16 protein-coding genes are annotated in these 19,368 nt (G+C 72.1%); 11 read left to right on the plus strand and 5 right to left on the minus strand.

Annotated features, from left to right (window positions below; all coding sequences use genetic code 11):
* Positions 1 to 13: 13 nt before the first annotated feature.
* Positions 14 to 2,701, minus strand: coding sequence for a bifunctional acetate--CoA ligase family protein/GNAT family N-acetyltransferase (locus ABEA34_RS22920; RefSeq protein WP_345524076.1), 2,688 nt, complete (start codon positions 2,699 to 2,701; stop codon positions 14 to 16).
* A 78-nt stretch (positions 2,702 to 2,779) separates the two neighbouring features.
* Here ABEA34_RS22920 and ABEA34_RS22925 point away from each other — a divergent pair, with 78 nt between their 5' ends.
* Genes ABEA34_RS22925 through ABEA34_RS22940 form a run of 4 tightly spaced genes read left to right on the plus strand, consistent with a single transcriptional unit; the run spans position 2,780 to position 8,257 of the window.
* Positions 2,780 to 5,254 carry a DNA gyrase/topoisomerase IV subunit A gene (locus ABEA34_RS22925; RefSeq protein ID WP_345524077.1) on the plus strand — a complete coding sequence of 825 codons (2,475 nt, stop codon included), beginning with the start codon at positions 2,780 to 2,782 and terminating at the stop codon, positions 5,252 to 5,254.
* Positions 5,255 to 5,258: 4 nt separating this feature from the next.
* A complete protein-coding gene (locus ABEA34_RS22930) occupies positions 5,259 to 5,966 on the plus strand; it encodes an LppX_LprAFG lipoprotein (protein ID WP_345524078.1) in 708 nt (235 codons plus the stop codon).
* Between the two features lie 7 nt (positions 5,967 to 5,973).
* On the plus strand, positions 5,974 to 7,743 hold the full coding sequence (locus ABEA34_RS22935; RefSeq protein WP_345524079.1) for an MFS transporter: 1,770 nt from the start codon (positions 5,974 to 5,976) through the stop codon (positions 7,741 to 7,743).
* 22 nt (positions 7,744 to 7,765) lie between these two features.
* Positions 7,766 to 8,257, plus strand: coding sequence for a beta-class carbonic anhydrase (locus ABEA34_RS22940; protein ID WP_345524080.1), 492 nt, complete (start codon positions 7,766 to 7,768; stop codon positions 8,255 to 8,257).
* Positions 8,258 to 8,263: 6 nt separating this feature from the next.
* On the opposite strand, the gene ABEA34_RS22945 is transcribed toward ABEA34_RS22940, so the two are convergent.
* Positions 8,264 to 8,983 (minus strand): SDR family NAD(P)-dependent oxidoreductase, encoded by a 720-nt coding sequence (locus ABEA34_RS22945; protein WP_345524081.1) that lies wholly within the window; start codon positions 8,981 to 8,983, stop codon positions 8,264 to 8,266.
* 138 nt (positions 8,984 to 9,121) lie between these two features.
* Here ABEA34_RS22945 and ABEA34_RS22950 point away from each other — a divergent pair, with 138 nt between their 5' ends.
* From ABEA34_RS22950 to ABEA34_RS22965, 4 genes are all read left to right on the plus strand, one after another.
* Positions 9,122 to 11,668: an AAA family ATPase gene (locus ABEA34_RS22950; protein WP_345524082.1), complete on the plus strand. Its 2,547-nt coding sequence runs from the start codon at positions 9,122 to 9,124 to the stop codon at positions 11,666 to 11,668.
* 103 nt (positions 11,669 to 11,771) lie between these two features.
* Entirely contained in the window at positions 11,772 to 13,055 is a 1,284-nt protein-coding gene (locus tag ABEA34_RS22955) for an HNH endonuclease (protein ID WP_345524083.1), read from the plus strand.
* A gap of 120 nt (positions 13,056 to 13,175) precedes the next feature.
* Positions 13,176 to 13,427, plus strand: coding sequence for a DUF4242 domain-containing protein (locus ABEA34_RS22960; RefSeq protein WP_345524084.1), 252 nt, complete (start codon positions 13,176 to 13,178; stop codon positions 13,425 to 13,427).
* A gap of 92 nt (positions 13,428 to 13,519) precedes the next feature.
* Entirely contained in the window at positions 13,520 to 14,095 is a 576-nt protein-coding gene (locus ABEA34_RS22965) for a hypothetical protein (RefSeq protein ID WP_345524085.1), read from the plus strand.
* Between the two features lie 31 nt (positions 14,096 to 14,126).
* Here ABEA34_RS22965 and ABEA34_RS22970 read toward each other — a convergent pair whose 3' ends face one another.
* The 3 genes from ABEA34_RS22970 to ABEA34_RS22980 all read right to left on the minus strand — a co-directional run bounded on the left by ABEA34_RS22970 (position 14,127) and on the right by ABEA34_RS22980 (position 17,402).
* A complete protein-coding gene (locus ABEA34_RS22970; protein WP_345524086.1) occupies positions 14,127 to 15,002 on the minus strand; it encodes a P-loop nucleotide/nucleoside kinase family protein in 876 nt (291 codons plus the stop codon).
* Between the two features lie 79 nt (positions 15,003 to 15,081).
* Positions 15,082 to 15,312 carry a hypothetical protein gene (locus ABEA34_RS22975; protein WP_345524087.1) on the minus strand — a complete coding sequence of 77 codons (231 nt, stop codon included), beginning with the start codon at positions 15,310 to 15,312 and terminating at the stop codon, positions 15,082 to 15,084.
* Complete coding sequence (locus tag ABEA34_RS22980) at positions 15,312 to 17,402, minus strand: DNA gyrase/topoisomerase IV subunit B (RefSeq protein ID WP_486348347.1); 2,091 nt, start codon at positions 17,400 to 17,402, stop codon at positions 15,312 to 15,314. The genes ABEA34_RS22975 and ABEA34_RS22980 overlap by 1 nt, the downstream gene beginning before the upstream one ends.
* 299 nt (positions 17,403 to 17,701) lie before the next feature.
* On the opposite strand from ABEA34_RS22980, the gene ABEA34_RS22985 reads away from it, so the two are divergent.
* The 3 genes from ABEA34_RS22985 (at position 17,702) to ABEA34_RS22995 (ending at position 19,357) form a co-directional block, all read left to right on the plus strand.
* Entirely contained in the window at positions 17,702 to 17,944 is a 243-nt protein-coding gene (locus ABEA34_RS22985) for a DUF7455 domain-containing protein (RefSeq protein ID WP_345524088.1), read from the plus strand.
* A gap of 106 nt (positions 17,945 to 18,050) precedes the next feature.
* Positions 18,051 to 18,527, plus strand: a complete 477-nt coding sequence (locus tag ABEA34_RS22990) for a DUF456 domain-containing protein (protein WP_345524089.1) — start codon at positions 18,051 to 18,053, stop codon at positions 18,525 to 18,527.
* On the plus strand, positions 18,524 to 19,357 hold the full coding sequence (locus tag ABEA34_RS22995) for an EamA family transporter (protein ID WP_345524090.1): 834 nt from the start codon (positions 18,524 to 18,526) through the stop codon (positions 19,355 to 19,357). Before ABEA34_RS22990 ends, ABEA34_RS22995 begins: the two co-directional genes overlap by 4 nt.
* Positions 19,358 to 19,368 lie beyond the last annotated feature (11 nt).

A 19,368-nucleotide genomic window follows, 5' to 3' on the forward strand; every position in this document is an offset into this window, starting at 1 on the left:
GTCTGTCACGGGGTCAGGACGGCAGGGTGTCCCCGGCCGGCTGCGACAGCCGACGCACGAACCAGTCCGAGCGCGGGTCGACCACCGGGTCCACCCGAGCGGAGGCGGTGAGCACGGTCGCACCGTCGGCACCGGCGAGCACCAGGGACAGCTCGAGGGCGCTGACCTGGGGCAGGTCGTTCTGCAGCTGCGCGATCCGCTGGATCAGCCGCTCGACGTCCCCCACGTCGACCGCCTCGCTGCCCCGGTAGCCGAAGAGCATCGGCGCCGACTTGATCTCGCGCACCATCGACGCGGCGTCGCGGGCGCCGAGGGGCGGGATCCGGTAGGAGCGGTCGGCCAGCAGCTCGGTGAGGGGCCCGGCGATGCCGAAGGAGACGACGGGTCCGAAGAGCGGGTCCTCGATCGTCCGGATCGCCACCGGCACGCCGGGTCGGGCGTTCTTCTGCACCACGAACCCGGCGCGCTCCGGCTCCGTGATCAGCGTGCAGAGCGTGTCCCACGCGTGGGCCATCTCCTCGGCGTCGTCGATGTTGCGCCAGACGTGGGCCTGGTCCGGCCGCTCGCGCAGGTGCTCGGCGGTCGCCTTGAGCACCACGTCCCAGCCCAGCGCCTCCCCCGCGGCCACCGCCTCGTCCCGCCCGGCGACCTCGCGGGTCTGCCACAGCTCGACGTCGTACGCCGCCAGCAGCTCGGTCAGCGACTCCAGGTCGAGGTCGGTCCCCTCTGGGTGGTCGGTGAGGATGCGGGTGACCAGCCGCTTGGCGCCGGCGGAGTCGACGGCGCTGGGGTCGACCGGCTCGCCGTCGGGCGTGCGCAGCCACACGGCGTACTCGACCACGCGCGCGAGCGCCCGCACCGCGGCCTCCACTCCGGGGTACGACGGCACCGAGCCACGGCCGGCGGTCGAGCCCGCGACGTCCGGGACCCGGAGCAGCTCCGGCACACCCTCGGCGCCGAGGAACGACGACACCAGCGGCTTGTCGGACTGCTCGCCGACGGCCGCGAGCACGTTGGCGACGTCCTCACCCGAGACGTTGATCGGCGGCACGTAGACCGCGACGACCGAGTCCGTCTCCGGGTCGTCGATGGCCGCGTCGAGCGCGTCCTCGAAGTCCTCGGCGCTGGCCTCGGCACCGAGCGCGATCGACTTGTTGACGACCAGCCCGACGCCGGCGGCCGCGTCGGCGGCCAGCAGCCCGAGGGCGTCGGAGTTGCCCACGATCGCCACCCGGCGACCCCGCGGCAGCGGCTGGTGGGCCAGCAGCTGGGCGACGTCGAACATCTCGTCCAGGGTGTCCACCTGGATCACGCCCGCCTGGCGGAACATCGCGTCCACGGCGGCCGGCGGGGCCGCGATCTTGCGCACGGCGTGCCCCATCGGCACACCCTGGGTCGTGCGGCCCGAGCGGACCGCGATGATCGGCTTGCGCAGCGAGACCCGGCGCGCGATCCGGGAGAACTTGCGCGGGTTGCCGATGGACTCCAGGTAGAGCAGCACGACCTCGGTCGAGTCGTCCTCCTCCCAGTACTGGAGGAGGTCGTTGCCCGAGACGTCGGCGCGGTTGCCGGCGCTGACGAAGGTCGAGAGGCCGAGGCCCCGGTTGTAGACCTTCTCGAGGATGGCGGTGCCGAGGGCGCCGGACTGGCAGAAGAACCCCGCCCGCCCGCGCGCCGGCATCAGCGGCGAGAGCGACGCGTTGAGCGAGACCTTGGCGTCGGTGTTGATGATGCCCAGGCAGTTGGGGCCGATCAGGCGCAGGCCGTAGGAGCGGGAGAGCCCGACGAGCTTGCGCTGCCGGACCCGGCCCTCCTCGCCGGTCTCGGCGAAGCCCGCCGAGACGACGATCAGGCCGTGCACGCCCTTGGCCGCGCAGTCGAGCACGACGTCCTGCACGTACTCGGCCGGCACCGCGACGATCGCCACGTCGACGTCGTCGGGGATGTCGACGACGGACTTGTACGTCGGGAGCCCGGACACGGCGTGCGAGGTCGGGTTGACGGCGTACACGCGGCCGGCGAAGTCGCCGGTGATGAGGTTGCGCACCAGCGCCTGGCCGATCGTCTCCTGCCGCCGGCTGGCGCCGATCACCGCGACCGAGCGCGGGTTGAAGAACTTGTCGATCGAGGCCGACTCGGCCTTGTGCTCGCGCGCCGACATCAGCCCGATGGCGGTGTCGGTGGGGTCGATCGAGAACTCGAGCTGCAGCACGCCCTCGTCGTACTCGCTGGCGACGCGGTAGCCGGCGTCGCGGAAGGTCTGGATCATCCGGCTGTTGTCCGGCAGCACCTCGGCGACGAACCGCTCGACGCCGCGCTCGCGGCCCGCCTGGGCGAGGTGCTCCAGCAGCAGCTGCCCGATCCCGCGGCCCTGGTGCTGGTCCTCGACCAGGAACGCGACCTCGGCCTCGCCCGGCTTGATCACGTCGTAGCGACCGACCGCGATGATCTGCCCCTGGAGGGTGAGCACGAGCGCGACCCGGTTGACGTTGTCGACGTTGGTGAAGCGGTCGACGTCGCGGTCGGAGAGCCGCGGCATCGGGGAGAAGAAGCGGTAGTACTTCGACTGGTCCGAGACGCGGGAGTAGAACTCGACGAAGACGTCACGGTCCTCGGCCCGGATCGGCCGGATGTGAGCGGTCCGCCCGTCCCGGAGCAGGACGTCGGCCTCCCAGTGCGTGGGGGCGTCGGTGGCGGTCACGCGTGAAATCTAGCGTGGACCGGTGAACCCGGCGTGCCCCTGACGTTTCTGTGGGTGGCAGTTGAAAGAATCAGCGTCATGGCGCGGCGTAGCACGAAGCAGGACCTTCCCGACGACTTCGAGGAGCACATCCTCGACACCGACATCAAGCAGGAGATGGAGACCTCCTTCCTGGAGTACGCGTACTCCGTCATCTACTCCCGCGCGCTGCCGGACGCCCGGGACGGCCTCAAGCCGGTGCAGCGCCGGATCCTCTACACGATGAACGACATGGGCCTGCGGCCCGACCGCGGCCACGTCAAGAGCGCGCGCGTCGTCGGTGAGGTCATGGGTCGGCTGCACCCCCACGGCGACGGCGCCATCTACGACGCCATGGTGCGGATGGCGCAGCCCTGGTCGATGCGGCTGCCGTTCATCGACGGGCACGGCAACTTCGGCTCGCCCGACGACTCCCCCGCGGCGATGCGCTACACCGAGGCCCGGATGGCCCCGTCCGCGGTCGCGATGACCGCCTCGATCGACGAGGACACCGTCGACTTCAAGCCCAACTACGACAGCCGCGAGCTCGAGCCGTCGGTGCTGCCGGCGGCGATCCCCAACCTGGTCGTCAACGGCACGACGGGCATCGCGGTCGGCATGGCGACCAACTGCGCGCCGCACAACCTGATCGAGGTCGTCCAGGCGCTGCGGCACCTGATCACGCACCCGAAGGCCACCGTCGACGACCTGATGCGCTTCATCCCCGGCCCCGACCTGCCGACCGGCGGCAAGATCGTCGGCCTCGAGGGCATCCGTGACGCCTACGAGACGGGCCGCGGCTCGTTCCGGATGCGCGCGACCGCACGGGTCGAGGCCATCACCAACCGGCGCAAGGGCATCGTCGTCACCGAGCTCCCGTACGGCGTGGGCACCGAGAAGGTCATCGAGCGGATCAAGCTGCTCGTGCAGAGCAAGAAGCTGCAGGGCATCTCCGACATCAAGGACCTCACCGACCGCAGCCACGGGCTGCGGCTGGTGATCGAGGTCAAGAACGGCTTCGTCCCCGAGGCGCTCCTCGAGCAGCTCTACAAGCAGACGCCGATGGAGGACTCCTTCGGCATCAACGCCGTCGCCCTGGTCGACGGCCAGCCGCGCACGCTCGCGCTCAAGGAGATGCTCGAGGTCTTCCTGCTGCACCGCTTCGACGTCGTACGCCGTCGCTCGCTCTTCCGCCGCACGAAGGCCGCCGACCGGCTGCACCTGGTCGAGGGCCTGCTGCTCGCGATCCTCGACATCGACGAGGTCATCCAGCTGATCCGCACCAGCGACAACGCCGCCGCCGCCAAGGAGCGGCTGATGACGGTCTTCGACCTGAGCGAGATCCAGGCCGACTACATCCTCGACATGCCGCTGCGCCGGCTGACGAGGTTCTCCAAGCTCGAGCTGGACAAGGAGCAGGACGAGCTCAAGCGCACCATCGAGGACCTCGACGCGATCCTCGGCGACGACAAGCTGCTCCGCAAGGTCGTCTCCGACGAGCTCGGCGAGGTCGCGAAGACCTACGGCACCCCGCGCCGTACGGTCCTGCTCGAGTCGTCCGGGACGTCGGTCACCGCCAGCGCCGTCGCGCTGGAGGTCGCCGACGACCCGTGCTTCGTCTACCTGTCCTCGACCGGCCTGCTGGCCCGCAGCGCCAACGCCGAGCAGCCCGGTCAGGGTGGTGGCCGCGCCAACCACGACGTCGTCGTCTCGATGGTCCGCGCCACGGCGCGCGGCGAGATCGGTGGCCTGACCAGCACCGGCCGGCTGGTCAAGATCGGCGTGCTCGAGCTGCCGCAGCTGCCCGACACCGCCAACGACCCGCACCTCGCGGGCGGCCTCCAGGTGAGCGAGATCCTGTCGCTCGAGCCCGGCGAGCGCCTGCTGGGGCTGTGCACCCTCACGACCGAGGGGCCGGGCCTGGTGCTCGGCACCCGCCAGGGCACGGTCAAGCGGGTCAACCCGGAGGTGCTCGGCCGCGACGACTGGGAGGTCATCCGGCTCGCCGACGGCGACGAGGTCGTGGGCGCGGTCGAGCTGGCCACCGGCCACGAGACGCTCTGCTTCATCACCACCGACGCGCAGCTGCTGCACTTCGGGGCCGACGGCGTCCGTCCCCAGGGGCGATCGGGCGGTGGTATGGCCGGCGTCCGCGTCACCGCGGGCGAGCGGGTCGCGTGGTTCGGCGTCGTCGACCCGGACGCCCCCGAGGGCTCGGTCGTGGTCACCTCCTCCGGCTCCTCGACGGCCCTGCCGGGCACCGAGCCGGGCGCCCTGAAGGTCGCACCGTTCTCCGAGTACCCGCCCAAGGGACGCGCCACCGGCGGCGTCCGGTGCCACCGGTTCCTGAAGGGCGAGGACACCCTGGTCTTCGCCTGGGTCGGTACGGCGCCCGCCCGTGCCGCCGCCGCCAGCGGCTCCCCCATCGACCTGCCCGAGGCGACCGGCAAGCGCGACGGGTCCGGCGTCCCGGCCGGCCAGGCGCTTGCGGCGTGTGCCGGGCCGGTCGCCGCGCGGGTCCGTGTGGAAGGGTGACCGCGTGAACTCTCGGAGCCGCCTGGCCGCGGCCGTCCTGACCGGCGTCCTGACCGCACTCCCCCTGACCGCGTGCAGCGGCAGCGACAGTGGTGGAGGCTCGAGCGCGACGCCGACGGAGGTCTTCGCAGCAGCGAAGACCCACCTCGACGAGACCAGCGGCGTCGACCTGTCCCTCACGACCGAGGACCTTCCCGACGGCGTCACCGGCGTCGAGAAGGCCGAGGGCGTGGGCACCCACGACCCGGCGTTCGACGGCAAGATCACCGTCGTGCTGTCCGGTCAGGCCTTCGAGGTGCCGATCATCGCGGTCGACGACAAGGTCTACGCCCAGCTGCCGCTGACGACCGGCTGGCAGGACGTCGACCCGGCCGAGTACGGCGCGCCCGACCCGGCGCAGCTGATGAGCACCGACACCGGCTTCTCCGCGCTGCTGCCCGCCACGACCGGCGTGAAGAAGGGTGGCAGCGTGCGCGGCGGCGCGGACAACAAGGAGGTGCTCACCGAGTACACCGGCACGGTCGGCGCCGACACGATGAAGAACATCATCCCGACGGCGACCGGCGACTTCGACGTGACGTACACGATCACCGACGACGACGAGCTGCGCAGCGCGAAGCTCACCGGGGTCTTCTACCAGGACTCGACGTCGATGACCTACGAGGTGACCTTCGAGGACTACGGCACCGAGAAGGACATCACCGCGCCGTGACCGCGCCATGAGCCAGGCCCGGACGAGGTCGTCGCGCTGGCTGCTGGCCCTGGCCGCGGTGGCCGTGGCCTTCGCGGCAGCGGACACCTACGTCGTCGTCCTGGCCCTGCCCGACATGATGGCCAGCGCCGGGATCCCGGTCGAGCAGCTGCAGCGCGCGGCGCCGATCGTGTCCGGGTTCCTGCTCGGGTACGTCGCGATGCTGCCGCTGATCGGCCGCATCGCCGACCTCCGCGGCCGGGTGCCGGTGCTGGTGGCCGCGCTGCTGGTCTTCGCGCTCGGCTCGCTCGTGACGACCCTCGCCTACGACCTGCCGACCATGGTCACCGGACGGTTCCTCCAGGGCGTCGGTGGCGGCGGGCTGGTCCCGGCGACGCTCGCCCTGGTGGCCGACCTCTACCCGGCGCAGCGCCGCGGCATCCCGCTGGGCATCGTCTCCGCGGTCCAGGAGATCGGCAGCGTCCTCGGTCCCCTCTTCGGCGCCCTCGTGCTCGCCGTCGCCGACTGGCGGGTGATCTTTCTGGTCAACCTCGCCGTCGGCCTCGTCCTCGCCGCCGCGATCCGTTCGCTCTCGCACCGGGTGGTCGAGGAGGGTGCGCAGCCACCGTCCCGCAACCACCGCTTCGACTGGATCGGCCTCCTCCTCGCCCTCGTCACGCTCGTCTCCGGCGTGCTCGTCTTCACCCAGCCCAGCCAGCTGATGCGCGACCTCACGTACGGCCAGCTCTTCATCCCGATCACCGGCGACAGCCGCTGGCTGACCCCGCTGGGCGTGACCGCGATCGGCGCGCTCGTGCTGCTGGTGGTGCGGTGCTGCACCGCGCGGCGACCGCTCCTCGACCTCCCCGACTGGGTCCGCACGGTGCGCGAGGCCGACGTGGTCGGCGCGATGCTGCTGGCGCTCGCCCTGGCCGGGGTGATCCTGGCCTTCGCCACCGCCGACCCCAAGGTGCAGGTCTTCTCCGACCAGGGGCTCTGGTACCTCCTCGGCGCCGCACTCGCCGGGGTCGGCTTCGTGGTGCACCTGCGCCGGACCGACCGGCCCCTGGTGCCGACCGGCGCGCTCCGGCGTACGCCGGCGTGGGGAGCCATGCTGGTCAGCTTCTTCATCGGCGCGGCCCTGATCGCGGCGCTCATCGACATCCCGCTCTTCGCGCGGACGACGGTCTACCCCGGCTCGCAGCTGATGGCGGCGCTGGTGCTGGTGCGCTTCCTGGTCGCGCTGCCGGTCGGAGCCGTGGTCGGCGGCTACCTGACGCACCGGCTGCCGGCGGGCGTCGTCACCGCGATCGGCATGGTGCTGGCCGCGGCGGGCTTCCTGTGGATGGCGACCTGGGGACTCGAGTCGCTGGACAGTCCGGTCGCGACGCTGCCGCTGGTGATCGGGGGCCTCGGCTTCGGGCTCGCGCTGGCGCCGGTCAACGCCGCCGTGCTCGCCAGCACCGGCGACGACGTGCACGGCCTGGCCAGCGCCTTCGTCGTGGTGTCCCGGATGGTCGGCATGCTGGTCGGCATCTCCGCGCTCACCACGATCGGGCTGCGCCGCTACTACGCCGAGCAGGCCGACGTCCCCTCGGTCCGCGACGTCTGCGAGGGGGCCAGCCGCTGCAAGGAGTTCACCCGGCTGCTCAAGGTCGCCGGCATCGCCCAGGAGCAGACGGTCTTCACCGGTGCCGCGGTGTGCGCGCTGGTCGCCGCGGTGCTCGCGCTGGTCCTCTTCCGCCGTGCGCCGACCCGCGCCATCTCGACCGGCGACCTCCTGCGGTCGGCGGGCTGATCGGTTGGCTATCGTGCCAGCCGTGAGCTTCGACGACCTGCTGGCCGCCAACCGCGAGTTCGCGGCCTCCTTCGACCTCGCCGGCTTCGACGGCGTCGCCCATGCCGGCGTCGCGATCGTCACCTGCATGGACTCGCGCATCGATCCGCTGCGGATGCTCGGGCTCAAGGCGGGCGACGCCAAGATCTTCCGCAACCCCGGCGGCCGCGTGACGCCCCAGGCGTTGGAGGCGCTGGTGCTCGGCGTGCACCTGCTCAAGGTCGAGCGGGTGCTGGTCGTCCCGCACACCCGCTGCGCCGTCGCCAGCAACACGGAGGCCGAGCTGCGCGAGAAGGTCGGTGCCTCGGCCGGCATCGACGCCTCCTGGCAGCCCTTCCCGGTCGTGCTCGACCAGGTCGCCGCCCTCGGCGAGGACGTCCAGAAGGTGCGCTCCCACCCCCTCGTCCCCGACAGCATCGAGGTCGGCGGCTTCCTCTACGACGTCGACACCGGGCTGCTCGAGCAGCGGTACTGACCTGCGTCAGCAGGCGGTCCCGCGGTCGACCGACAGCACCGCGCCGGTCACCGACGCGGCCGCGTCCGAGGCGAGGTACGCCACCGCGTCGGCGATGTCGCGCGGCGGCATGAACCCGTAGCGGGCACCGGCCGTCTCCATCAGCAGACCCCAGTCCAGCTGGGAGTCGGCGTGCTCGGCCGCCGCCTTGGTCGGCAGGTCCGTCTGCACGCCGCCGGGGCAGATCGTGTTGACCCGGATGCCGTCCGCCGCGAGCTCCAGCGCCAGGGACTTCATCAGCAGGATGACGCCGCCCTTCGAGGCGCAGTACGCCGCCTGGTAGGGCTGGGCGCGCAGCCCAGCGATGGACGCGATCGTGACGATGTTGCCCTTGCTCGCCCGCAGGTGCGGCAGGGCCGCGTGGCTGACGAGCATCGGCCCGGTCAGGTTCACGCCGAGGTGCCGTTGCCAGACGGCGAGGTCGAGGTCCTCGAACCTCCGGAACTGGTCGATGCCGGCCACGTTGACGACGATGTCGAGGCCGCCGAGCCGGTCCGCAGCGGCGGCCACGGCGGCCTGGACCGAGGCCTGGTCGCTGACGTCGCAGGCCAGGACGTCGGCGTCCGCGTGCAGGTCGACGCCGACCACCGCCGCGCCCTCGCCCGCGAGCAGCTCGACCGTCGACCGCCCGACGCCGCCGGCCGCTCCCGTGACCAGTGCCCGCTTGCCCTCGAACCGTCCCGCCATGTGCCACCCCTGTGCTCCTGGCGTCCCAGTCGACGCTCGGGAGAAGGTATCCGCACCTCCGCAGCGAGGCGGTGGATCTGCGGGATATGACCCGAAATGACCGTGCGCGGAGCCACTTCGGCCGCGCACAATGCCGTGGTGGAACTGATCGAGCGCGCCTCCGCGCTGGCCGCGCTGCACGGGTACGCCGACGAGGCCCGGGCCGGAGCAGGGCGCATGGTGCTGGTCGCCGGCGAGGCCGGGGTCGGGAAGTCGAGCGTCCTGGACGCCCTGCGGGCCGGCCTGACAGAGACGCGCTGGTACGCCGGCGCGTGCGACGGCCAGTTCGTGCCGCGCCCGCTCGGGCCGTTCCTCGAGGTCGCCGCGTCGCTGGGCGGATCGCTGTCGACCATCGCCGACACGGCGGCGCACCGGGAGGACCTCTTCGCCGGTCTGCTCGCGCAGCTGCAGGAGGTCGCCGGTCCCGGCGGGATCGTCGTCGTGGCGATCGAGGACGTGCACTGGGCGGACGAGGCGACCCTCGACCTACTGCGGTTCCTCGCCCGCCGGCTGCGCACCGCCCCGGTCCTGGTGCTGGCGACCTACCGCGACGACGCGCTCGAGCCGGGCGACCCGCTCCGGGTCGCGCTCGGCGACCTCGCGGCACAGCGGACCACGCGCCGGGTGGAGCTGCCGTCGCTGTCGCGCGACGGCGTACGCCGCCTGGCCGGTGAGGTGGCCGTCGACCCCGACAGCCTCCACCGGCTGACCGGCGGCAACCCGTTCCTGGTCACCGAGGTGCTGCAGTCGGGCAGCGAGGACGTGCCTGTGTCCGTGCGCGACGTCGTCCTCGCCCGGGCGGCCGCGCTGGATGCCCCTGCCCGAGCGGCCCTCGACATCGCGTCGGTGCTCGGCACCCGGTTCGACGCCGACGTGCTGCTGGCGGCCGCGGGTGCCTCGGCCGCCGAGCTCGACCGGCTCGTCGGCTGCGGGATCCTCGTCGGCGACGCGTCGGGCCTCCGCTTCCGCCACGAGATCGCCCGGCTCGCCATCGAGACCAGCCTGGCCGCGCACCGCCGACGCCCCTCTCACGCCGCCGTGCTCGCGGCCCTGCTCGCCGCCGGCTGCGACGACGACGCCCGGCTCGCCCACCACGCCGAGGCCGCCGGCGACACGGCCGCGGTGCTGGCCCACGCCCGGCCGGCCGCCGAGCGCGCCGCAGCCCTCGGGGCGCACCGCGAGGCCGCGGCGCAGTACGCCCGCGCGCTGCGGCACGCCGACGGGCTGGCGCCGCGTGAGCGCGCCACGATGCTGGACGCCCTCGGGCACGAGGACACCTTCGTCGATCGCTGGGACGAGGCCGCCTGGGCGCGCACCGAGGCGCTGGCGCTCTGGCGCGAGGTGGGCGACCCGCTGCGCGAGGGGGCCACGCTGAGCTGGCTGTCCTCGGTGCGCTGGCGGCTCTGCCAGGGAGGCGCGTCGAGCGCTGCGGCCGCCGCTGCGGTGCGGGTGCTCGAGCCTCTCGGTCCGACGCGGGAGCTCGCGTGGGCCCACCTCATGCACGCCGAGGACCTCGACGACGAGGAGCAGGGCCGGGCCGTGCGGCAGGCCGCCGACATCGCGGAGCGGACCGGGGCGCTGGACGCCCTGGTGACCGCCCAGATCGCCCTCGCGCAGCGTGCCGCCGGGGTGGGCGGGGACTGGGTGGGCACGATCCGCTCGGCCCTCGAGCTGGCCCGGCGCGAGCGCCTCGAGAAGCAGGTCGCGACGGCCTACGCCTCGGCGTACGAGCTCTTCGAGGTGCAGCACCGCTACGCCGAGGGCGAGGCGTGGTACCGCGACGGGCTCGCCTACTGCGACGAGCGCGACATCACGACGTACTCCACCTGCCTGCGCGGCCGGCGGTCCCTCGCGCTGCTCGACCAGGGTCGGTGGGACGAGGCCGCGCGGTTGGCCGAGCAGGTGCTGGCCACGCCGGCCTCCCCCGCCAACCACCTCACGTCGCTGACCAGCCTCGGGCTGCTGCGTGCGCGCCAGGGCCACGACGACGCCGAGAAGCTGCTCGAGTGCGCACTCGACGCCGCAGAGGACCTCGACGACCCGCCGTACGTCGTCCTCGTCCGCCTCGCCCGCACCGAGGCCCGCTGGCTGGTCGACGACCACGCCGGCGCGACGGAGGAGCTCGCGGCCGCCCGGGCCCGGCTGCTGCCCCGGCTGCCCTGGGAGACCGCGACCGTCCAGCTGTGGGAGGCCCGGCTCGCCGGCACGCCCGTCGAGAGCCCGGGGGTGCTGCCGGGTGACGCCGCGGCGTGGGAGGTGCTGGGCTGCGGGTACGACGCGGCCCTCCACCTGGTCGACGTCGGGGACGAGCCGTCGCTGCGCACCGCGCTCGCGCGTCTCGACGCCCTCGGCGCCGCCGGGGCCGTCGGGCTGGTCCGGCGCCGGATGCGCGACGCCGGCGTCCGCTCCATCCCGGTCGGACCGCGCAGCGCCACCCGCGAGCACCCGCTGGGGCTGACCCAGCGGCAGCACGACGTCCTCGAGCTGCTGGCCGCCGGCCTCACCAACAACGCGATCGCGGACCGGCTCTACATCAGCGCCAAGACCGTCGACCACCACGTGTCCGCGGTCCTCGGCAAGCTGGGCGTCCGCAACCGCACCGAGGCCTCCGCCGCCGCCGAGCGCCTGGGGTTGCTGAGCGCCTGACGCGGCGGTCTCGGGTCGGCGTCGTATCCCGGCTTGCCGGTTTCCGACGGCGGAAGTTGCCGACAGGGCTTGTCATTCGAACACATGTTCGATACAATGAGACATGGCCCAGCTCTTCGTCCCCGACCCCGCCACCACGGCGGCGCTCACGGACGAACGCGCGCTCCTCGACCAGATCCGCGCCCTCGAGGACACCAAGGCCCAGGCAGCCGCTCGGCAGGCCGAGCTCACCGTGCAGCTCGACCACCTGGTCCGGACCCGCCACGCCCAGGACCGCATCCCGGCTGCTCGGCAAGGCCGCGACGTCGCCGGGCTGATCGCATTCGCCCGGCGTGAGTCCCCCGCGAAAGGCTCCCGGCTCCTCGGGCTCGCGCACGCCCTGACCGAACAACCCCACCTGTACGCCGCGATGCGCGCCGGCGTCATCTCCGAGTGGCGCGCCACCCTCATCACCCGCGAGACCTCCTGCCTGTCCCGGGCGGACCGGGCGCTGGTCGACGCCGAGATCTGTGCACCGGGTCCGGACGGCACCTACCCGTTCGACGGGTGGGGCGACCGCAGACTGACCGCGGAGACCCAGAAGGCCGTCATCCGCACCGACGCCCAAGCCGTGGTCAACCGCCGGTCCAAGGCCGAAGCCGACCGTCACGTCTCCATGCGACCCGCACCCGACACCATGGCCCGCCTCTCCGCCCTGCTGACCGCCAAGCAAGGTGTCGCGGTGTGGGCGACGCTGACCCGGATCGCGGACCAAGCCAGGTCCGCCGGCGACCCCCGCACCCGCGGGCAGGTCATGGCCGACACCCTCGTGGAACGCATCACCGGCCTCGCAGACGCCACCGCCATCCCCGTCACCGTCAACGTGGTCATCTCCGACCAAGCCCTCCTGGCCGACAGCGTCGAGCCCGCGTGGCTGCACGGATACGGCCCCCTCCCCGCCGACACCCTCGACCCCGAGCACCTGGCCGCGATCCGACGGCTCTACGCCAAACCCGCCACCGGCACCCTGGTCGCGATGGAATCGGTGGCCCGGGAGTTCCCCACCGCACTCGCCCGGTTCATCGAGCTCCGCGACCGCACCTGCCGCACCCCCTGGTGCGACGCCCCCATCCGCCACCGCGACCACGCAGAAGACCACGCCACCGGCGGACCCACCACCGCGGTCAACGGCCAGGGCCTCTGCGAGCACTGCAACCACACCAAACAAGCACCCGGCTGGCGAAGCCGACCCCTCAACGGACCACCCGACCAACGCCACACCATCGAAACCGGACTCCCCACCGGCCACGTCGCCCGATCCACCGCACCCGCAACACCGCAACCGGGCACCCTGCGACCGTCCAGCCCCGCCGAGACCTACCTCCTCGAAGTCGTCCTCGCCGCCTGAGCCTGCGGGAGCTCCGCTATAGGGAGGTCTCCCGGAAGAATTGGGGGTACGTCCCCGATTCGCCGACCCGCCCTGCAGCGGGAGTCTCGTCCGGTCAACACCGAACGAGAGGAGGCGGCGATGCCGCTGTACATGGACGTCCACCACGTGACCGATGGAGTGTCCCGGGAGGACGTCGCACACGCGCACCAGCAGGACCTGAAGGTCCAGGGTGCGCACGACGTCAGCTACCTGCGCTACTGGGTCGACGAGGCCCAGGGCAAGATCTTCTGCCTCGTCGAGGCGCCGAGCGCGGAGGCGGCCAACACGGTCCACCGCGAGGCGCACGGCCTCGTGGCCGACGAGATCTTCGAGGTCACCGAGGGCGCCTGAGCGCCACCCCCTGACCGGCACGCCGTCGCCACCGTCCCCCGACCCCGTGCGGCGGCGTGCCGACCCCCCACCCCAGAAGACGGAGAAATCGCATGTCATCCCACCCGTGGTCCCTGCGGACCCGCATCCTGCTGGCCACGTTCGTCGCGGCCTGCGGGCTCATCACCGTGGCCGGTCCGGCCCCGGCCAACATCCCCGCTCCGGAGGGCGACGCGTCCTCGAAGCTCAGCAAGCAGGTCGAGCGGGTGCGCCACCACACGGCGCCGTACCGCCACGTCGCCAAGGCCAAGGCCGCCGGTTACTCGCTGCTCAAGGACGCCTCCGGCATCGCCTGCATCGACGACCCGGCGGGCGGCATGGGCGTCCACCTCGTCAAGGGCAAGCTCGTGGCCGACGGCAAGGTCCGGGCCAACCGGCCGGAGGCGCTCGTCTACGAACCCACCCGCGCCGGCAAGCGCCTGGTCGCCGTCGAGTACGTCGTGTTCCGCAAGGACTGGCGCGCCGCGCACCCCACCGGTCGCCCGCACCTCTTCGGGCGGACGTTCGAGCTCCAGCGCGCGGACAACCGCTACGGCCTGCCGCCCTTCTTCGAGCTGCACCTCTGGGCGTGGAAGCACAACCCGGCCGGCCTGTTCGACGACTGGAACCCCGAGGTGTTCTGCCGCTAGGTCACCGCGTCGAAACGCTCGAGCTGGCTCCTCACAGGGCCACCTCGAGCGTCTCGACGCTGTCGTCCGCCCGGTGCCGCACCTGGAGTCGTAGGACGTCGCCGTCGACTGTCACGATGGCGGCCGCCCGGTGACGGACCGCGGTTGTGTCGAGAGCGTCCCGGACCCAGGCCAGCTCGTCCGGCTCGCCCTCGCCCCAGCTCATCGTCCAGTCGGCCGGCCCGGACAGCCAGTTGACCGGCGCCACCATCTCCGGCACGCCTTGCAGCGTCAGGACGATCCCGAAGGGCTGCGGCGTGTGGCCACCACGCCGGAGGGTGCGGACCCACGAGGACGCGACGGCCGCGAGCATCACCGCGTCTCCCTGGAGGTCGATCGGGTCGAGCGGTCGCGGACTATGCGACGTGCCCTTCGCGGCAGCATCGCCGTCGACGAGCAGCCTCTCGAGGACCCCGAATCGCTCGACCGGGCCATCCGTTTTCACCTCGACGACCGGCCACGGGCCGCCGAGCGGACGCAGCGAGCCCTCGTGCCACAGGTCATCCGCCGGCCGGTCGAGGCCGCGACCCCGCGCGGCGTACCGCTCCTCCAGGACTCCTCGCTCACATCGGCAGAACACCTCCACGACCTGGCCCGGCAGCGCGGCCAGCTCGGCGATCGCCCGCTCCCGGTCGACCCACACGCTGTCGAGGACCGCGTCGTCGTTGTCGTGAGCGAGCGCGAGCAGGGCCCGTACGGCGGCCGCGCCAAGCCGTCGCGACTCGTCGATGCTCTCCGCCCCGAGCGACTCCACCAGCCCGGCCTTGATCGTGTCCTTGGCCAGCAGCGGCCAGCCGAGCTCGGCCGCGAGCACCGGAGCCAGGGTGGACTTCCCGGAGGCCGGCGGGCCGGTCACGACGACGTACATGCGACCAGTCTGGCGCACCGGGTGGCTCGGGTCGTGTGCCTGAGAACTAGCCACAGCCCGGCGTCAGGCACACGACTCGTCAACCCACCAGGAGGTCGTACCGCGCCGCGAACTCCTGCGCCGTCAGCGTCGCGAGGTGAGCGTCGACCTCCGCCAGCGACCTGCGAGCCCTCCGGAGGCGACGTTCGACCGCCACGCCCACTCCGCCGAGCACCCAGTCGCTCCGTGTCCGTGGAATCCTGATCAGCCGCACCCAGTACGCCGAGCCTGCGGGCGCATCCGCGTCGACCGGCGCCGGCAGCCCGTCCATCAGGCGTCCAGCGTCTCCACGTCGACCTCGTACGCGCCCTGCACGATGAACTCCTTGCGCGGGGCGACGTCGGAGCCCATCAGCAGCTCGAAGACCCCGGCGGCGCCCTCGGCGTCGTCGATGGTCAGCCGTCGCAGGGTCCGGTGGCGCGGGTCCATGGTGGTCTCCGCCAGCTGGTCGGCGTCCATCTCACCGAGACCCTTGTAGCGCTGCACGGGGTCCTTCCACCTGACGTTCTTCTTCTTCAGGTCGGCCAGGGTGCGCTGCAGCTCGTCGTCGGAGTAGGTGTAGACGTACTTCTCCATGCCCTTCTTCGGGTTGGAGATCTCGATGCGGTGCAGCGGCGGCACGGCGGTATAGACGCGCCGGTCGGTGATCAGGTCCGGCATGTACTTGAAGAAGAGCGTCGCCAGCAGGCACCGGATGTGGGCGCCGTCGGAGTCGGCGTCGGCCATGAAGATGATCCGGCCGTAGCGCCGGGCCTCGAGCTCGAACGTGCGCCCGGAGCCCGCGCCGACGACCTGGATGATCGAGGCGCACTCGGTGTTCTTCAGCATGTCGCCGACCGAGGCCTTCTGGACGTTGAGGATCTTGCCACGGATCGGCAGCAACGCCTGGAACTCGGAGTTGCGGGCCAGCTTGGCCGTGCCGAGCGCCGAGTCACCCTCGACGATGAAGAGCTCGGTCTTCTCGTTGTCGGCCGCCCGGCAGTCGGCGAGCTTGGAGGGCAGCGCGGAGGACTCGAGGGCGTTCTTGCGCCGCTGCGTCTCCTTGTGCTGACGGGCCGCGATCCGGGTCTTGGCCGCGCCGGCGACCTTCTCCATGACCAGCTTGGCCTGCGCCTTCTCGGCCCGCTTGGTGGACGTCAGGAACTGCTTGAGCTCCGCCGACACGACCTTGCGTACGACGGTCCGCGCGGCTGGCGTACCGAGGATCTCCTTGGTCTGGCCCTCGAACTGGGGCTCCGCGAGGCGGACGGTCACGACCGCGGTCATGCCCTCCATGACGTCGTCCTTGATCACGTCGTCGTCGTTGACCTTGAGCACCTTGGTCGCCTTCATGGCGTCGTTGAAGGTGCGGGTGACGGCGGCCTCGTAGCCGCTGACGTGCGTGCCGCCCTTGGGCGTCGCGATGACGTTGACGAAGGACCGCATCACGGTCTCGTAGCCGGTGCCCCAGCGCACGGCCACGTCGACGTGCAGCTCGCGCTCGACGTCCTGCGGGGTCATGTGGCCCTGGGCGTCGAGCATCGGGACGGTCTCGGTGAACGTGTCGGAGCCCTGCAGCCGGATGATGTCGGTCACCGGCTCGTCGGGGGCGAGGAAGTCGGCGAACTCCGCGATGCCGCCGTCGTGGCGGAACTTCTCCTCGCGGGGCGTCTCGCCGCGCAGGTCGCGGATCACGATCTCGAGACCCGGCACGATGAACGACGTCTGCCGGGCCCGACCGATCAGGTCCTCGAAGACGAAGTCGGCGTCCTTGGTGAAGATCCGCCGGTCCGGCCAGAACGTGATCCGGGTGCCCGACCTGCCCTTGGCGACCCGGCCGCCCTTGCGAGTGAGCCCGGACCTCGGCTCGAACGGCGCGTCCGGCCCGGGTCCGGTGAAGACACCCGGCGCCCCGTGCTTGAACGACAGGCCCTGCTCGGACGGCGATCGCTGGACGTCGATGTCCATCCGCGCCGACAGCGCGTTGACGACCGACAGGCCCACACCGTGCAGGCCGCCGGTCGCGACGTACGAGCCGCCGCCGAACTTGCCGCCCGCGTGCAGCTTGGTCGCGACGACCTCGACCCCCGGGAGCCCGGTCTTGGGCTCCTTGTCGGTCGGGATGCCACGTCCGTCGTCGTGCACCTCGGCCGAGCCGTCCGGGTGGAGGGTCACCTCGACGCGGTGCGCGGCGCCGGCGAGCGCCTCGTCCACCCCGTTGTCGATGATCTCCCAGAGGCAGTGCATGAGGCCGCGGGTGTCGGTCGAGCCGATGTACATCCCGGGCCGCTTGCGCACCGCCTCCAGTCCCTCGAGGACGAGGAGGTGTGCCGCGTTGTACGTGTTGTCGATCGTGGGGCTCCTGCAGGGCTGGAAATCCAATTGTTACGTGGACACCGAATCTACCTGCGACACGCCGAGGAACGATGAAGGCACGCTCGTCAGGGGCGGGTCTAGCGTGGGGAACACTTCCCCGGGCACCACGGTTAGGCACTACCTCCGGTCGAGCAGCAGGGCCGGCAGGGCAAATTCCCGCAGCGGCAGGTGTTCCAGGCTTGGAAATCCGCCGATGTGGGAAGACCCAGCATGATTGGATGATGTGTCAGGCGCCACGGAGCACAGTTTGACCGGGACGGGAATCTTGGACCGGGTCGCTACGTTGAGTCAGACACCGAGGCAGGATGAGAAATGAGGCCGATGTGACTACTGCACTTGCCCCCAACACCGCAGCGCTCAGCGCCGTGGACCGTTGCGACCGTTGCGGCGCCCAGGCCTACCTCCGTGTGGAGCTCCAGTCGGGCGGTGAGCTGCTCTTCTGCGCTCACCACGCGCGAGAGCACGGAGACAAGCTCAAGGAGATCGCCGCCAACGTCGTCGACGAGACCCACAAGCTGTCCGCCACGCCGACCACCCCGACCGACTGACGAACGCAGGTCACCGACCTCCGTACGACTTCGCTACGGCCCCAGACGAGACGTCTGGGGCCGTAGCGCATTTCTGGGTGGCGTGCCGTGTGACAGGGTGCTGCCCGTGACCGCCCCCACCCTGATCGCCGCGCTCCTGGTGGCGGTCGGCCTGGTCGGCATCCTGGTCCCGATCCTGCCGGGATCTGCGCTGGTCGTCGGCGGCATCCTGGTCTGGGCGTGGGCCGAGGGTGGCCCGGTCGCCTGGACGGTCTTCGGCGTGGCCACCGCGCTGGTGGCCGTTGGCACGATCGTGAAGTACGTCGTCCCCGGCCGCCGTCTCGAGGTCGCGGGCATCCCGGCGTCGACGCAGTGGGCCGGCGTCGGCCTGGGCGTCCTCGGCTTCTTCGTCGTCCCCGTGGTCGGGCTGTTCCTCGGCTTCGTGCTCGGCGTCTACCTGGCCGAGGCCGCCCGGGTCGGCAGCAAGGACGCCTGGCCCTCCACCGTCCACTCCCTCAAGGCGGTCGGCCTGAGCATCGTCATCGAGTTCCTGGCGGCCTTCGCCGCGACCGTCGTCTGGGTCGTCGGCGTGGTCATGACATGAGCATCCTGCTGTCGCTCTTCGCCGCCGCGTCGTACGGGCTGGGCGACTTCAACGGCGGCCTCTTCTCGCGTCGCGGCGGAGCCTGGGCCGTCTCGCTCGTCGCCCAGCTCGCGGGTACGGCGCTGGTCCTGCTCCTGGTCGTCGTCGACGGCGGCTCCCCCACCGGCGGGGACCTCGCCTGGGCGGGGGTCGCGGGCGTCGGCAACGGCTTCGGTACGGCGTTCCTCTACCGCGGGCTGTCGTCCGGCCGGATGGGCGTGGTGGCCCCGGTCTCGGGCGTCGGCGCGGTGCTGGTCCCCGTCGTGGTCGGCGTGCTCACCGGCGAGCGCCCCGGCGCCCTGGTCTGGATCGGGGTGCTGCTCGCGCTGCCGGCGATCTGGCTGGTCTCGCGCGAGCCGGCGACCGACGCGCCTCCCGGCACGGGCTCCGGGATCCTGGACGGCGTCCTCGCCGGGCTCGGCTTCGGGACGCTCTTCGCGGCGCTGGCCCAGATCCCGGCCGAGGCCGGCTTCCTCCCCCTCGCGCTCAACCAGCTCATCGCCGGCGGCGCGATCATCCTCGTCGCCCTGGCCCTGCACCAGGACTGGGTGCCCCGCAACCGCTACGCCCTCGGCGGCGCCCTCAGCGGGGCGCTCGGTGCGCTGGCGACCGGCCTCTTCCAGGTGGCGACCCATCACGGGTACCTGACCGTGGCCGCGGTCATCACCTCGCTCTACCCCGCGTTCACGGTGCTGCTCGCCGCGACCGTGCTGCGCGAGCACGTGCACCGCACCCAGGCGGTCGGTCTGGCGCTGTGCGCCGGAGCCGTCGTGCTGGTCGCCGCGGGCTAGGTGCGACTAGG

The organism is Nocardioides conyzicola, from assembly GCF_039543825.1.
In the GTDB taxonomy this organism is placed as follows: Bacteria; Actinomycetota; Actinomycetes; order Propionibacteriales; family Nocardioidaceae; genus Nocardioides; species Nocardioides conyzicola.

What these genes read in the sequence shown, in the direction of transcription:
- ABEA34_RS22955 (WP_345524083.1), top strand. Translation starts at nt 11,772, where the DNA reads ATGGCCCAGCTCTTCGTCCCCGACCCCGCCACCACGGCGGCGCTCACG.
- ABEA34_RS22935 (WP_345524079.1), top strand. Translation starts at nt 5,974, where the DNA reads ATGAGCCAGGCCCGGACGAGGTCGTCGCGCTGGCTGCTGGCCCTGGCC.
- ABEA34_RS22965 (WP_345524085.1), top strand. Translation starts at nt 13,520, where the DNA reads ATGTCATCCCACCCGTGGTCCCTGCGGACCCGCATCCTGCTGGCCACG.
- ABEA34_RS22995 (WP_345524090.1), top strand. Translation starts at nt 18,524, where the DNA reads ATGAGCATCCTGCTGTCGCTCTTCGCCGCCGCGTCGTACGGGCTGGGC.
- ABEA34_RS22945 (WP_345524081.1), bottom strand. Translation starts at nt 8,983, where the DNA reads ATGGCGGGACGGTTCGAGGGCAAGCGGGCACTGGTCACGGGAGCGGCC.
- ABEA34_RS22925 (WP_345524077.1), top strand. Translation starts at nt 2,780, where the DNA reads ATGGCGCGGCGTAGCACGAAGCAGGACCTTCCCGACGACTTCGAGGAG.
- ABEA34_RS22985 (WP_345524088.1), top strand. Translation starts at nt 17,702, where the DNA reads ATGAGAAATGAGGCCGATGTGACTACTGCACTTGCCCCCAACACCGCA.
- ABEA34_RS22970 (WP_345524086.1), bottom strand. Translation starts at nt 15,002, where the DNA reads ATGTACGTCGTCGTGACCGGCCCGCCGGCCTCCGGGAAGTCCACCCTG.
- ABEA34_RS22975 (WP_345524087.1), bottom strand. Translation starts at nt 15,312, where the DNA reads ATGGACGGGCTGCCGGCGCCGGTCGACGCGGATGCGCCCGCAGGCTCG.
- ABEA34_RS22960 (WP_345524084.1), top strand. Translation starts at nt 13,176, where the DNA reads ATGCCGCTGTACATGGACGTCCACCACGTGACCGATGGAGTGTCCCGG.